This window comes from Streptomyces sp. AC550_RSS872, assembly GCF_019049285.1.
GTDB lineage: Bacteria > Actinomycetota > Actinomycetes > Streptomycetales > Streptomycetaceae > Streptomyces.
The window spans coordinates 35,293-49,300 of record NZ_JAGMUL010000128.1 but is presented as its reverse complement, the minus strand read 5'-3'; the positions used below and the strand labels follow the sequence as shown (position 1 = coordinate 49,300).

Annotated in this window: 15 protein-coding genes and 1 pseudogene; 2 read left to right on the top strand and 14 right to left on the bottom strand. The window is 69.3% G+C overall.

Annotated elements, in window-relative coordinates; genetic code table 11:
- Positions 1 to 2: 2 nt before the first annotated feature.
- From KUM44_RS35290 to KUM44_RS35280, 3 genes are read right to left on the bottom strand one after another with little or no spacing between them, the layout of a single operon-like run.
- A complete protein-coding gene (locus KUM44_RS35290) occupies positions 3 to 428 on the bottom strand; it encodes a hypothetical protein (protein ID WP_217213842.1) in 426 nt (141 codons plus the stop codon).
- Positions 429 to 477: 49 nt separating this feature from the next.
- Positions 478 to 1,290: a hypothetical protein gene (locus tag KUM44_RS35285; protein WP_217213841.1), complete on the bottom strand. Its 813-nt coding sequence runs from the start codon at positions 1,288 to 1,290 to the stop codon at positions 478 to 480.
- Positions 1,287 to 1,922, bottom strand: coding sequence for an ABC transporter ATP-binding protein (locus tag KUM44_RS35280; RefSeq protein ID WP_217213840.1), 636 nt, complete (start codon positions 1,920 to 1,922; stop codon positions 1,287 to 1,289). Before KUM44_RS35280 ends, KUM44_RS35285 begins: the two co-directional genes overlap by 4 nt.
- Positions 1,923 to 2,264: 342 nt before the next feature.
- On the opposite strand from KUM44_RS35280, the gene KUM44_RS35275 reads away from it, so the two are divergent.
- A complete protein-coding gene (locus tag KUM44_RS35275; protein ID WP_217213839.1) occupies positions 2,265 to 3,494 on the top strand; it encodes an NAD(P)/FAD-dependent oxidoreductase in 1,230 nt (409 codons plus the stop codon).
- Positions 3,495 to 3,698: 204 nt separating this feature from the next.
- Here the strand turns inward: KUM44_RS35275 and KUM44_RS46195 are convergent.
- The 9 genes and pseudogenes from KUM44_RS46195 to KUM44_RS35230 all read right to left on the bottom strand — a co-directional run.
- Positions 3,699 to 4,387: pseudogene (locus KUM44_RS46195) on the bottom strand (IS481 family transposase); the annotation flags it as partial.
- Between the two features lie 101 nt (positions 4,388 to 4,488).
- Positions 4,489 to 5,622, bottom strand: a complete 1,134-nt coding sequence (locus tag KUM44_RS35265) for a hypothetical protein (protein ID WP_217213837.1) — start codon at positions 5,620 to 5,622, stop codon at positions 4,489 to 4,491.
- Complete coding sequence (locus KUM44_RS35260; protein WP_217213836.1) at positions 5,619 to 5,927, bottom strand: helix-turn-helix domain-containing protein; 309 nt, start codon at positions 5,925 to 5,927, stop codon at positions 5,619 to 5,621. Before KUM44_RS35260 ends, KUM44_RS35265 begins: the two co-directional genes overlap by 4 nt.
- The gene (locus KUM44_RS35255; RefSeq protein ID WP_217213835.1) at positions 5,924 to 6,556 is read right to left on the bottom strand and encodes a hypothetical protein; all 633 of its coding nucleotides are present in this window, start codon (positions 6,554 to 6,556) and stop codon (positions 5,924 to 5,926) included. Before KUM44_RS35255 ends, KUM44_RS35260 begins: the two co-directional genes overlap by 4 nt.
- Positions 6,557 to 6,663: 107 nt before the next feature.
- A complete protein-coding gene (locus tag KUM44_RS35250) occupies positions 6,664 to 6,945 on the bottom strand; it encodes a hypothetical protein (protein WP_217213834.1) in 282 nt (93 codons plus the stop codon).
- On the bottom strand, positions 6,942 to 7,733 hold the full coding sequence (locus KUM44_RS35245; protein WP_217213833.1) for a hypothetical protein: 792 nt from the start codon (positions 7,731 to 7,733) through the stop codon (positions 6,942 to 6,944). The genes KUM44_RS35250 and KUM44_RS35245 overlap by 4 nt, the downstream gene beginning before the upstream one ends.
- Before the next feature lie 110 nt (positions 7,734 to 7,843).
- Complete coding sequence (locus KUM44_RS35240) at positions 7,844 to 8,545, bottom strand: Crp/Fnr family transcriptional regulator (protein ID WP_217213832.1); 702 nt, start codon at positions 8,543 to 8,545, stop codon at positions 7,844 to 7,846.
- A 140-nt stretch (positions 8,546 to 8,685) separates the two neighbouring features.
- The gene (locus tag KUM44_RS35235) at positions 8,686 to 9,126 is read right to left on the bottom strand and encodes a hypothetical protein (RefSeq protein WP_217213831.1); all 441 of its coding nucleotides are present in this window, start codon (positions 9,124 to 9,126) and stop codon (positions 8,686 to 8,688) included.
- Positions 9,127 to 9,130: 4 nt separating this feature from the next.
- Positions 9,131 to 9,637: a hypothetical protein gene (locus KUM44_RS35230; RefSeq protein WP_217213830.1), complete on the bottom strand. Its 507-nt coding sequence runs from the start codon at positions 9,635 to 9,637 to the stop codon at positions 9,131 to 9,133.
- Positions 9,638 to 9,722: 85 nt separating this feature from the next.
- Between KUM44_RS35230 and KUM44_RS35225 the strand changes: the two genes are divergently transcribed.
- Positions 9,723 to 10,043: a hypothetical protein gene (locus tag KUM44_RS35225; protein WP_217213829.1), complete on the top strand. Its 321-nt coding sequence runs from the start codon at positions 9,723 to 9,725 to the stop codon at positions 10,041 to 10,043.
- A gap of 736 nt (positions 10,044 to 10,779) precedes the next feature.
- Here KUM44_RS35225 and KUM44_RS35220 read toward each other — a convergent pair.
- The gene (locus KUM44_RS35220; RefSeq protein ID WP_217213933.1) at positions 10,780 to 12,087 is read right to left on the bottom strand and encodes an RICIN domain-containing protein; all 1,308 of its coding nucleotides are present in this window, start codon (positions 12,085 to 12,087) and stop codon (positions 10,780 to 10,782) included.
- Between the two features lie 100 nt (positions 12,088 to 12,187).
- Positions 12,188 to 13,618 carry an endo-1,4-beta-xylanase gene (locus KUM44_RS35215; protein WP_217213828.1) on the bottom strand — a complete coding sequence of 477 codons (1,431 nt, stop codon included), beginning with the start codon at positions 13,616 to 13,618 and terminating at the stop codon, positions 12,188 to 12,190.
- Between the last annotated feature and the right edge of the window lie 390 nt (positions 13,619 to 14,008).

Here is a 14,008-nt window from a genome sequence, read left to right as displayed (position 1 = left end):
GATCACGACTCGATACGCGCCCTAAAGGAGCTCGCCTTGTCCAGGCTTCTCGGCGTAGGGGAACGCCGGGTCTTCTTGGTTATACGACGCAGATCTGTCGCGACGACCTTGTCGTCCCACATCTTCTCGATGAGCGAGATGACCTGGGCGGGACGGTAGACCGTCTCGAGGAGCATAGGCTGCCGGAGGTCCTCGACCATCCGCCCACCGGGCCTGCCGGCGATGATCTCCAAGAGCATTCGGCGCAGTGGATCCGTGTTGGGCTCAAATTCCAGGTCCAGGGCCTGTTGTTGCACGTCCTTTGGATCCCGGTACTGGACGCCGTATGTGGGGTCGACACTCCACATGGCGTCCTTCATCTTCTTTACGCCTGGCGTGTGACGGCTGCCGTAGAGGAGGCAGAGCGGGTGCCCGTCTTCGTCCACCATCTCTGGCGGGGTGAAGCCGCGCAGGGGGCGATGGTGGTGACGGCCTTGGTCACCTCCCGTCGCGCGCGGGCCGTGGCTGTGATGTCGACGTCCTGCGGAGCGACGGGGAGCGGGATGGGCGGTGGGTGTGAAGGACGAGGAGCGCCAGGGCGCCGGTCGCTGCGGACCAGGTGAGGGAGAGCAGGCCGTGCGACCAGGGGACGTGAGGGCTGAGGGCCGAGCTGAGCGCCAGCTGGGTCACGCCGTACAGAGGAAGCGCGGACACGCCTGCCACATCCATGAGTGTGTTGAAGACGGGATTCTGCACGCCGGTGTCGACCAGGCTGAGCATGATGATGAGGAAGAAGCCCTCCAACTCGCCGCGGACCAGAGAGCCGAGCAGAAGACCGATGCCGCCGTAGGCGAGGCCGGCGCCCGCAAGGGCCAGCGCCAGGGGGCCTGCGTGGCGTACAGGCAGGGAGATCCACAGCAGGATCGTGGTGTACAAGGCCAGTAGGGCGGCGGTGAGGGCGACGGCAGCGAGTTTGGCCAGCAGCATCGGCAGCCGCGGGTAGCCGGCCAGCAGCAGTCGGCGGTCCATCTGCCGGGACAGGAAGGTCTCCGTGAACGTGATGAAGCCGGCGACCAGGGTGACGGCGCCCAGCGCGCTGGCCACCTGGCCCACCTGGCTGGCCCGGGCGGAGACCGGGGCGTCGATGGCGTCCAGCCAGATGCGCACCACTTGGTCGGAGGTGCAAAGGCGTGCCACGGCGATCCAGATGGGGATGAACGCGACCGCCAGGACCATGGCCAGCCGGTTGCGCAGGTGGCCCCGAAGAGTGCAGCGCAGCAGTTCGGTGAATGCCGTCCAGGACAGCCTCAACGGTTGGTCTCCTCGAAGTGCAGACGCCCCTGGCGCAGTTGAGCGATGGAGTCGAAGTGGTGCAGGTCGTGCAGCAGGTGCGAAACCACGATGATCGACCGGCCCTGATCACGCAGATCGGCGGCCAGGGCCCAGAACCTCTGGTGGGTGTCCCAGTCGAAGCCCTGGTAGGGCTCGTCCAGGACCAGCAACTGCGGATCGTGCATGAGGGCGATCAGCAAGTTCAGTTTCTGCCGCGTTCCGCCACTGAGCTCGCCGACCTGTTGTCGTCGGCAGTCGGTCAGCCCCAGCAGTTCCATCAGCGCGCCGGCCCGCTCCAGCGTCGGCAGCCGGTAGGCCATCTGGAACAACCGCAGATGCTGTCCGACGGTGAACGCATCGTTCAGCACCGCCCGTTGCGGGCAGTAGCCCACCGCCCCGGTCCGTGTCACCGTTCCGCGGTCAGGTGCGAGTTGTCCCACGGCGATCCGCAGCAGCGTGCTCTTGCCCGCGCCGTTCTCGCCGACGACTCCGATCAGCGTCCCGGCGGGTACGTCGAGGTCGATGCTGCGCAGAACCTGCCTGCCGCCGTACTCCTTGCAGACTCCGCGGATCCGCAGCCGTGGCCGTTGGCCCGTCGAGCCTGTCTGCACATGAGCCCCTCGATAGATCGGACAGGTGTAGCGAGCCGCCCCGGAGGAAAGGTGCGCCTGCGAGGCTGGAGGCCGGGACCGGCAGGCTCAAGTTCCCTGGCCTGTCCGGTTCATGGCCGCTCAGCGCCGCCCGGCCCCGACGGCCGGGGCGCCCTGGGCGGACCGAACTCCCTGCGCGAGGCGGCGCGTTACCGCCCGGGGTTCAACGAGTGCGTACCACCGCTGTAACGGACGCCACGCCGCCACCCACTGTTCCGGTGAACAGCCGGCATGGCCACTGCACATGCTCTGCGCCTCCGCGTTGGGCGTGACGTGAACCGCGGTCTGCCGTTGTAAAAGGCGATGCCCACGACACCACAGCGTGACTTCAGTGCTCCCGCGATCGTGATCGGAGCCGGTCCCCACGGCCTGGCGGCCGCCGCGCTACTGCGCCGCTCCGGAGTGCAGGCGGTGATCCTCGAACGGTCGGACCGCGTGGGAGCGAGCTGGGCGCAGCGTTATGACCATCTGCGCCTGCACACCACTTCCGGCACCTCCAAGCTCCCCGGCCTGTCGGTGCCGCGCCAGGCGGGCCCATGGGTGAGCCGGGACGACTATGTGCGATACCTGGAGCGCTACGTCGTCCATCACCGACTCGACGTCCGGGTGACCACCCCGGTGCAGCGCGTCGAGCGGGCCGAGCCCGGTTCGGGAGCACAGTGGCTGGTCCACACCCCCGACGGTCCGCTGCCCACTGGCGCGGTCGTGGTGGCCACCGGCCGCTGCCACACCCCTGACTTTCCCGACTGGCCCGGGCGTTCGACTTTCACCGGCACGCTGCTGCACTCGGCCCACTACCACTCCCCGGCCCCCTACCGCGGACGGGACGTCCTGGTGGTCGGCGCCGGTAACAGCGGTACCGAGATCGCCGACGTCCTGTCCGGGGCCGGAGCCGAACGGGTGCGGATCGCGGTCCGTACCCCACCCAACATCCTGCCCCGCTCCAGCGCCCGATGGCATGCGGTCGGCCGGCTCACACAGGCCCTCCCACTCGCGTGGCGCGACGGCACCTCGCTGCTCACGCAACGTCTCGCGGTGCCCGACCTGACCTCACGGGGACTGCCGCGGCCCCGCTCGGGCCTGTACACCCGCAATCTCCGCGAAGGGGTCACCCCGGTGCTCGACCACGGATTCGTGGACGCCGTCCGGTCCGGGCGGGTCGAGCCGGTCGCGGCCGTCCAGGCGTTCGAAGGCCCAGACGTGCTATTGGCCGACGGTACGCGGCTGCGGCCCGACACGGTCATCGCTGCCACCGGGTACCGGCCCAACCTGCACGATCTGGTCGGGTCCCTGGGCGTACTCGACGAGGCCGGACACCCCATCGCCGTAGGGGCGCGGACTCTTCCCGAAGCTGCGCGCCTGTACTTCGCCGGATACACCAATCCTCTTACGGGTGTTCTCCGCCAGGCGGGCATCGAGGCGCGCGCCATCGCCCACGCGTGCCGCCGCGAGAAGGCACGCGCGCCCCTTCCCACCCCCCGTGTCGGCGACCGCACGGCCGACACACTCCACAAAGGGCACGCTTCGAGCTGACGGCGCCTCGGAATCTCGGCCCTCGGTCGGAGCCGCGCAATGTCAGCAACTATGTGAAGGCACCCCTTACAGCCCGACGCACACCCCACGCCACCTGGGACGGAACGGGGAGCGTGGAGGACGCTTCCAGGGCGTTCGGCTTCTCCCGGGCGAAGGGCTACGACCTAGTTGTATGAGGGCTCGACGTTGGTGACGCTCTCGCGCGATCGCGGCTGACCGGGCGTCCTCGCTGGTGAACTCGCGGGCGTAGAGGACTTCCTCGGCCATGATGCGCTGGTAGCGCTCCAGCTTCCCGTTGTGCCGAGGTGTGTATGGCTTGGTTCTCTGATGCGGGTGCCTTGCCCGACGATGCGGGCGAAGTCGCCGGAGCGGTAGCAAGCGCCATTGTCGGTGACGACCCGGTGGATGTGGTTGATGCGGTGGGCGACGAACCAGACCTTCGCCCGGGCGAGGAAAGCAGCAGCCGTCGCGCCAGGCGAGCCGTGAGAAACGATGGACGACGGAGTGCAGGTAGACGTAGCCACGCTTTGCCCCGGCCCACTTCGCCCGACTAGCGACCTTGGCCTGATCGCTGTCCCGGCCATGGATCCGCCACCCGCCGCCATCAGGGATCCGGCCGACCTTCTTCACATCCAGGTGCACCATGTGTCCGTGCCAGCGGGCAGTAATCTTCCCGGCTTCCGGTTGTTCTCACCGTCTGGGTCGATGAAGCGGCGTTTGCCGAGGCCCAGCCGGGTCAGGTGTCGGCTGACAGTTCGTCGGTCGATCACGAAATCGATACTGACAGGTTCGTCGGTGATCCGTTGCGCGGACCACTTGAGCTCGCGGCGCCAGGACTCGATCTGCTCCCGCCTACGGCCCTCGACGCTCAGGGGCGCATTCGCGTGGGGCACTCGTCGTCCTCTTTGTCCAGGAACCAATGATCAAGGATGCCGCGGACGAGCAGGCACAGGACCCGGACCTCTGAGGAGGTCCGGGTCCTGCGAGGGCAGTGTCATGCGGTGGCACCGTGCGCCAGTGCACGGGCCTTGGCCGCCCAATCGCTCATCCTCGTGATGGCGGCGGTCAGTTGGTTCACCGCGGCGGAGATTTCCTTCACCGGCTTGCGGAGGTGCCGACTCACCCGGACCATGGCACCGGCCGATGTGCCGAAGAAGCCGATCTGCGCCAGACCGTCCTGCGCGGCCTCGTCCAGGGACATCAGCTGCTCCAGGAACTCCTCCGCTCCCTCATCGCGCTCGTCGGGAGGCGTCATCTCGATGAGCCCCAGCGCGGCCCGCACCCCGCTGTCCATGGTTGCCATCCGCTCCACGAACGCGTCGGCTACGGTGTTCAGTTCGCCCGCCGGTGCACTGATCGCCTCCGCGTACCGGACGACGGCGGCGAGGCGCGCACTGGCCGGCGTGTTCGCCTGGGCCAGATCCAGCAACTCGGTGCTGGACCGCTCGGTCAGTGCCCCGATCGTCTCGATCGTCTTCGCGATCGCCTCCAAGTCGGCGGTCATGTCGTCCAGCCCGTCCTCGATGACGGCGAAGTCGTCGAGCAGACCGGGCGGATCCTCGTCCTCCTCCCCACCGTCGCCGACCTCCTGGCCGGAGTCCGGCCCATCACCGGCCTGGAGTCCGCGCAGCACCCGTGCCGGCGTGAGAAGTTCGAAGCCGTCCCGGAGCCCGGCCTCCAGGGCGCTCTCGATCTCCTTGCGCGCTCCGGCCAGATGGCTGCGGGTTCGCTGGTAACGGATCGTCCTGATCGATGCGATGTCGAAGGGCAGCTGCCCGGATTCCCCGATGTGGATGGTCGGCTTACCGGTGATGTGCCGCAGCCCCAGCTCGTACATCACGTTCGGGTTGCCGCCGCTTACGTCCGCGACGACCAAGTCGGACTCGACGACATGCCGGCAGATCTGCTCGTTGATGTCACCGGCGTGTGCGATGCCGTCTGCGCGCACGGCGCTGATGCCGTACTTCTCGCAGGCGGGGGCGATCACCTGCTCGAAGATGCCGAGATGGTGCTCGTAGGCCTCACGCTCGGGGCTGCCGTGCGCGGCGTGCTGGTCGCCGATGGGGCCGACGACGAAGCACCTACGGGGCTGGGCGGACTCCTGCCGGAGCGCCTGTGATGTGTTCATGCGGGAACCTCCGATGCGCGGGAGTGGGTGTCGTGGGGCCGGGCAGCGGGCGCCGCGTCGTCCTCCAAGGGGACGGCGTACACCGGCCGCTCCTCGATCCCGAGGGTGCGTAGCAAGTAGGCGGTGGGGATCCGGTAGCGTCGGCCGACCCTCAACACGGGACATGGGAAGGTGCCGAGGCGGATCAGCTTGTACGCCGTCGCGGGGCAGATACCGAAGGCGCGTGCGGCTGTACGCAAGTCAACACACAGCGGCAGGTCGAGGGCCTCCGCGAAGCCGAGCGGCGGGCCGGACCGCCCGCTCACCGCTGGGCTCCCGCAGGGTGCAGGACCAGCGTGCCGATCAGGTCGGCCTCCTCGTGGCGGCGGGCTCGGAATACCAGGTCGGGCAGGCGGGTACCGGTCCGCCGGCAGTCTTGCCGAGGGCGCGGCTCAGCGAAGCGGAGTGTGGCGTACAGGCCCTCGCGGCGGGGCCGGGGCGTGATGTGCAGTTCCCACCCCTCGGGCGGGCGGGGCCGTTCCTCCGGCGAGGCGGGGGCGTTGCGGGCATCGGCGAAGGCACCGATGTCGACGACGGGGATCTCCCGCGTGACGCGCTTCGCGTAGGCCCACATCCGGTTCACCGCCTCCTTGATCAGGTGGCCGCCCGGGTCCGGGCCATCCGGGTCCGCCGTGTCAAGGGCGGCAAGCACGCCCAGGACGGCCTCCGACTCCAGGTCCGCCCGGCCGACCTGCCGCCAGCGGCGCAGGATTCGGTGCAGGTTCCGGTACAGCCCGGGGAGGGCCAGCCAGACGACTAGCAGCCGTCCGGCGTCGTCGCCGTTCCGCGGTTCCCTCATGGCCTCGGTGACGGCCTGTCGCCAGACCGCGGCGCCCAGCGCCGCGTCCCGGCGTGGGCCGTAGAGCGCCCTCCTGCCCTCCTCCGGGGAAAGCACGAGAGCGCGGGAGCCTACGCGCACCGTGAGGCAAGGCCGTGTGGCGCCATGCGATCCGGGGACGCCACGGTCGATCCGGGCGAAGACGCCTTCAGGTCCGGTCGATGTCATCCCTCCTCCTTTGCGGCCTCGTCGGGCCGGAGGTACGCCAGGGCGGCAGCGACTCGGCCGCAGGCACGGGCAAGTTCGACCAGGGCCGACCGAAATGCCTCGTGCCGCGTGCGGGCCAGCTGCGCCGTCCCGTTCCGGCGCCGGGACCGCGCGGCGGTCGAGGCGGGCGGGTGGAAGTGAATGCCGCCGTACACGGCGTGACCGACGTTCACCCCGTAGTCCGCCCACTGGTTGTTACCCCGCTCGCGCCAGGGCGGGGCCTTGTAGGGGGCCGTCACCGGGCGGGCCCGGAGTCGGCCGGCGATGGGGGCACGGGCAGGCCAAGGGTGAGCCCCCCGACGACGTCCCGGCCGACGGCGGCGCCTTGGTGGACGTACTGGGACACGGCCGTCGGGCTCGGGGTGGCGGCGTCCGGCAAGGGATTCGGCTTCGGCGCCTCCGCGACAGCCGACCGCACGCCGTCCGGCGTGTGGCCCGGTACGCGGATCCAGCCGTAGCCGCCGAACTCCTTCACTCGCACATGGGCCCGTACATACTGCGCGGGGTCGAGGCCCCGGCGCCCGGACCGCACGACATCCTGGTACAGCCGGTCCGACACGATGACGGCAAGGTCGGCCTCAGTCAGGGCGGCGAGTACAGCTTTGAGCTGGTGCGCGTTGACGTAGCGCGCCACAGCGACCGGAGCCGGGCCGGCATGGCCGAGCGCTGCGTCCGCGACGACCCCGGCGTCCACGGCCATCCGCAGCCTGACCCGCTGGACGGCCGGGCGGGCGTTGCGCTCGCCGAGGCGGACCGCGAGATGGTGGATGAAGGGGCCCAGCACGGCGTCTTCCGGCGTTGCCTCGGGCAGGACGGCGAACTCCAGGTCGCCCTGCGGCTGACGCGTCCAGGCTGCCCGGTCCAGCCCAGTCAGTTCCGCCGCCTCGTCCAGCAACCGGACCAGCTCGCACTGGACAGTCGACTGCGTCCGGGTGTCGAGACGGCTGTACTGCTCCACGTCCGTGGCCAGACACAGTCGACGGTGCGGCACGCCTGCCGGCAGCCGGGGAGCAGAGATCTCTTTCATGACAACTCGCCACCTTCCGAAGGAGTTGGGTTGAGGTGCACGCCAACTGTGAGCGGAAAGGGCGGGAGCAATACAGAAAGCCGCATTAGTGCGACTTTGTGGCCAAGGCCCTAGGCGACCGGCACACTCAGCCGAGCTGCCTTGCGCAGGCGGGTCATGTCCCGCACGTAGGTCTTCCGATGGCCGGTGGTGATGATGTCCCTGTCCCGCAGTTGCGCAAGTGCCTTGTGCACGCTGCGCGTTCTGGCTCCGGTGAGGGCGGCGAACTCGGTCTGGGACAGGTTCACATCGATGCGCAGCGAGTTCCGTTCGGGCTGCCCGTACGTGACAGCCAGCTCGACGAGGACACGCGCCAGCCGGACCGGGACGGGGTATCCGCCGAGCTCAAGCCTCAGGCGGTCAGATCGGCTCAGCCGGCCGCAGACCATCTGTATGAATGACAGCGACAGTTCGGGATGGGCAAGGAGGAAGGCCTCCAGCTCATGCCTCGGGACGACGGCGGCGACCACATCGCCGCAGGCGGTGACCGTCGCCGATCGCGGTCCGACACCCACCGCCGCCACCTCACCCACGACGTCCCCAGCGATCCAGATGTCCCTGAGCAACACCCGGTCACGGTCGAGTCGGGCGGTCACCTTCACCAAGCCCTCGTGGAGCACCACCAACTCCTGTGTGTGGTCGCCTTCGTGGATCAGTACGTCTCCCATGGCGTAACGCCGTCGAGTACCGAGCCGGGTGAAGGCCGCGCGTGCTTCGGGATACAACGTGTCGAGGAAGGCCGCGCGACCGTGGGGGTTCGAGCCCTGCATCATGTGCACAGCACAGCACTTGGGCACCGCGGCGGCGAACGATTCCGCCCGGTCCGCCGGTGCGCAGGACGCATGCCGGGGCGCTCGGCGGCGCACGACCGGAGCATGCTGAGGGACGGAACCCGCGGCAGGGCCGGTCCCGTTCAGTTCCGGTCGGAGTCGTTGATCGCCTCGGCCACGCCGTAGGACCCGAGGAGAAGCAGTTGGTCCAGCAGATCGAGGAAATCGGACCGGCGCGCGGGTGAGGATGCCTGGACATACGCGCGGACCAGCAGACGGCCGATGTGGCGGGCGCCGGCCGCCGCACCACGGGCGAAGTCGGCCGAAGCTGCTCCGGAAACCGCGACGAAGCGCCGCACCCATGTCAGGACCAACTCGTCTACCCGGTCAGGGGCGTGTTCGAGCGTGATCGGCAGCTGAGACAGCGCGTCCCCGAAGGCAAGGGAGTCCATCAGCGCGACGAGTGTCCGCCGGCAGGGCCCCGGACGCCGGCCGCGCAGCGCGGCGGCCACCGTCGCGGCGGCTCCCCGCACATCCCCCTCGGGGTCGTGGAAGAACCGGACAAGTGCGTCATGGGCAAGCACCGCGTCACCCGTGTTCAGGAGACGCCGCGCACACGTCAGCGGCTCCCTGCCGCTGTGCCGTGTCGTTGCCGGCGAGCACCTTGGCCAGCAGGTCGGATGTCTCCCACTCCATCGCGGCCGGCGCTGCGACCTGGCCGCCGACGCGGCGCACCGGTGCCACCAGAGAGTGCAACATGCGTTCCGTCAGCAGTCCGACCGACGCCGGGTCCCCGTGCATCAGGGCAACGGCAAGGCGGGAAACGTACGGTGACGCGAGCAGGTGGTCGGGGGCCTGGACGAGCACCGCGAAGGCATCAGCTGCTGCCCGGCGGTCGCGGCGGATCGCGGCGTGCAACAGGTGGGCCACGCACGCCCGAACATCGAGGGAGGGGTCGGCCGCTATTCGGCTCAGGTGGGGGACGATCAGGGCGGCGCGGGACCCGTCCGGGTCGTGGTTGAGCAGATCGCCGAGGCTCTCGGCCGCGCTGCCCCGTACCGTGTTGATCCCGGCGGTGAGCAGGTCGCGCGTCACGCCGCCCCGTCCGCGCCGAACGCCTGCGCGCCGTCCGGATCGTCGGCGTCGCGCTTTCCACCCGAGTCGAGAGCGCGGCTGAGGAGTGCCTCCACCATGTCGAGCGGCACGTGGTCGAGGTACCTACGCAGAGCGTGCCCCAGCCACCGCCCTCGGCAACGTCGCCGCCCTGGCCGCACTGGCCCGCCGCCACCTTCCCGAACCGGACGACGGTGCCGACCAGTTGTGCGCCCAGGCCGTCATGGTGACGGGCGCGGTGTGGACCCACGCCCGGCCTTCCGCGGCCATGCTCGCCGCATTCGAGGCGGACCCCTCGCTCGAGGCCCTGCGCATGGACTTCACCGCCACGCTGGAAGAGATGCCGGCCACCCTGATCGCGGGCACCCTGGCCCGGACGGAGGGGTGATCATGCGGGTGGCCGTCTTCGGAGCGTCCGGCTTGGCGGGGCACGGCGTGCTCGACACCTGTCTCCAGGACGCACAGGTGGACGACATCCCGGTCGTCGCACGCAGCCGCTCAACCTGCGCCATCCCAAGGTCCGCGAGGTCCTACTCCCCGGCTTCGCCGACTTCACGCCGATCCAGGGCCGGTTCGAGGGCTGGATGCCTGCTTCTTCTGCCTTGGCGTGTCCGCAGCGGGCCGAAGCGAGGAGGAGCACACCCGGATCACCTGCGACTACACCCTGGCCGCCGCCAGCGCCGCAAGCGCGCACAACCCCTCTGTGACCTTCGTCTACGCGTCGGGCGAGGGGAAACCGACAGCACGGAGGCCGGCCGCTCGATGTGGGCCAGGGTGAAGGGCCGTACCGAGAACGCACTGCCGGCCATGCCGCTCCACGCCTACCTGTTCAGGCCAGGAGACATCCAACCCCGGTCCCGGCGCGGTCTCCCGAACGGCGGCCTACCGCTGGATGTACCGGCTCGGCCATGGCGGCCTGCGAGGCGTCCACCCGGCGGGTGAGGCCTCCGTCCGCGAGGGCGTGTTCCTCCAACGCCACTTCTCCCGCCGCCTGTTCACCAGCCGTGACCAGTCCGAAGGCGTGGGTGCTCTCCTGGAAAGGGCCTCTCCGTCCTTCAATCCGGGATGGACGTCGATGGAGTGGAGCCAGGATCATCCTGGCTCCACTCCGTGGTGCGGGCGTGTCACTGGAACTGTGCGAAGAACCTCCAGATCTCTGCCTTGGTCCAGGTGGTGACGCCGCTTTCGCCGGAGGAGCCGTCGACCGGACCGGGTATGTGGCCTCCGTCGAACGCGGCCCATTGGACCGGGTATCCGGCACGGCAGCCCGAGTAGGTGGTGGTGATGTGCGTTCGGCTGCCCGGCGCGGGCTCGCGCGGGCTTTGGGCAGTGCAGCCGTTGTTGGCGACGAACTTGTCGCGCAGGGACCGCCCCTGCCCGATGTTGAGGACGTTGTCGCTGATGCCGTGGATTCCGAAGTAGGCGATGGGCTGGGTGCCGCCACTGCACCCGCTGATCTGCGCGCCGGAGATGACCGCGACGGCCCTGAAGACGTTCGCCCGGCTGCATGCGAGTGCGTAGCTCATACCGCCGCCCCAGCTGAATCCCGTGGCGAAACGCTGTGCCGGGTTGACACAGAGGCCGCCCTCGATGCGCCGGATCATGTCGTCGACGAAGGTGACGTCCTCACCGCCCGAATTGGCCCAGCCGTTGCCGAGGCCCTGGGGGGCGACGAGGATCGCGCTGTTGTTCGACTGTTCCTGTTGGCCGTAGTAGGACCAGGCGCTCCCGCTCGTGCCGCCCGAGGCGACGTCACCGGCGGTGCCGCCCCGCCAGTGGAACCCGAAGATCAGCCGGTAGCGGTGGCTGTTGTCGTAGTTGGCGGGAACCCTGAGGATGAAGCTGCGGCTCTTGCCGCCGCTCTGAATCGTGTGCGTACCGCTCGCCAGAGTCGGGGCGCTGCCGCAGCCGCCACCACCACCGCCACCGGACGACAGCTTGACCATCTGCCACTGCTGGTTGGCGCCGCCCCAGTCGGTGTACTGGACGACGTTGCCGCCGTCGGCGGTGGAGGCGCCCTGCACCTCCACCGCCTTGTTGCTGGTGCGGTTGATCAGCCGGACATGGCCCGCGTCGGAGTCGGCCAGGCGGAACTGCTGGTTGGCCCCGTTGTGGTCGGCCCACTGCTGGATGGCGGCACCGTCTGCGGTCGAGGCGCCCGCCACGTCGAGAACCTTGTCCGAATGCCGGGCCTTGAGGCGGTAGAAGCCGCCGCCGGAGTCCACGAACTGCCACTGCTGGTTGGTTCCGTCGCTGCGCGTCCACTGGCCGACCCGCGCGCCGTCGGCGGTGGACGCGCCGGAGACGTCCAGCGCCTTGCCGCTGTTGCGATTGACCAGGACGTACCAGGCATTGGTGTCCACCGTCGCCGCCTCGGCGGGTACCGGATTCACCGCGGTGAGCATGCCGATCGCGAGGGTCGCCGCCACCACGGCGGCGACCCGGGACCACCAGCGATGTCTTGGTGGAGGGGCGAGGGAAGCCGCACCGTAGGTCTTCATCGATTCACCCTTTCGTCTGTGGCAGGTCCCATCAGGTGCGGGTCCAGCGCTGGTTGCTGCTGTTCGAGCAGGAGTAGAGCTGGATCAGGGTGCCGTTGGCCGTGCCGCCCGCGACGGCGTCGAGGCAGAGGCCGGACTGGACGCCGACGATGGATCCGTCGGAGTTGAGGCGCCATTTCTGGTTGTCGCCGCCCCAGCAGCTGTAGATCTGGACTTTGGTGCCGTTGCCGGTGCCGGCGGCGTCCAGGCACTTGTTGCCGTAGACCCTGAGTTCGCCGGCGACGGTGTGCGCCCACTGCTGGTTGGTGCCGTTGTGGCAGTCCCACAGGTGGAGCTGGGTGCCGTCGGTGGTACTGGTGCCGGGCACGTCCAGGCAGCGGCCAGACCCGACACCCTTGATCTGTCCGGAACCCGGAGAGGGCGTGGAGGAGCCGCCGTTGAGTGCGTTGAGGACGGCGGTGTAGGCGGGCTTCTTGCTGCCGTCGTTGTTGAACAGCAGCGGTGTGTGCTGCGGCCGCCAGGAGTCGCTGTCGCGCACGCCCCAGACGGTGATGCCCAGGCAGCGCGGGACGGCCAGGCAGTCGTTGGTCACGTTGGCGTAGGTCGTGGCCGAGGCGCCCTGGATGTCGAGTTCGGTGATGGCCACGTCCACGCCGAGGGCGGCGAAGCTCTGAAGGGTGGTGCGGAAGTTGCTGTTGTACGGGCTGTCGTTGTTGAAGTGGGCCTGGAAGCCGACGCAGTCGATCGGGACGCCGCGCTGCTTGAAGTCGCGGACCATGTTGTACATGGCCTGGGTCTTGGCCCAGGTCCAGTTCTCGACGTTGTAGTCGTTGTAGCAGAGCTTGGCGGCCGGGTCGGCGGCGCGCGCGGTACGGAAGGCGACCTCGATCCAGTCGTTGCCGGTGCGCTGTAGGTTGGAGTCGCGCCGGGCTCCCGAACTGCCGTCGGCGAAGGCCTCGTTCACGACGTCCCACTGGGCGATCTTGCCCTTGTAGTGGGCCATCACGCCGTTGATGTGGCCGATCATCGCCTGGCGCAGGTTGCTGCCGCTGAGGCTCTGCATCCAGCCGGGCTGCTGGGAGTGCCAGGCCAGGGTGTGGCCGCGCACCTGCTTGCCGTTCTGCACCGCCCAGTTGTAGACGCGGTCACCGGCGGTGAAGTTGAACTGACCCCGCTGCGGTTCGGTGGCGTCGATCTTCATCTCGTTCTCGGCCGTCACCGAGTTGAATTCGCGGCTCGCGATCGACGTGTACGCCGAGTCGCCCAGCCTGCCCGAGGCGATGGCGGTGCCGAAGTAACGGCCGCTCTGCGCCGCCGCGGCGCCGAGCGTGTTCTCGGCGGAGTGCGCGGTCGGCGGCGCGACCAGTGCGGCGACCGAACCGAGGACGCCGACGACCAGCGCCAACAACAGGGTGCGGATCTTCCGGCGGACAACGGGTCTGGGAAGGACATACGAGCCCATGGCTGTGCCTCCAAGGTAGACATCACGGAAGGACTGAAGCGCGGGGGAATGCCTCATCGGCTCCCACTCGGCAGACGGACGGGGCGGGCGGGCCGGAACCCGGGCAGCACGGAATCGCCGGACACCGCGGTCATGGGACCGGGACGATCTCCAACCGGCACGAGAGGGCACCCGGTCGGCCGTCGGGTGACCTACGGCGGGCGGTGGCGGTGTTTCGACACAGGCATGGGGTACTCCATCGCGGCTCGGCCGGGGGACCGTCACGCGGCGCCGCATACCTCTCCAACTGCACGAAGAGCCAGGATGCGCTGGTGCGAACCTCACCGGGACAAAACGGGGTGGCGCAGTGCTTCGGTGCGCGGATCTGCGGTGCAGCAGTGCGTGGATCTG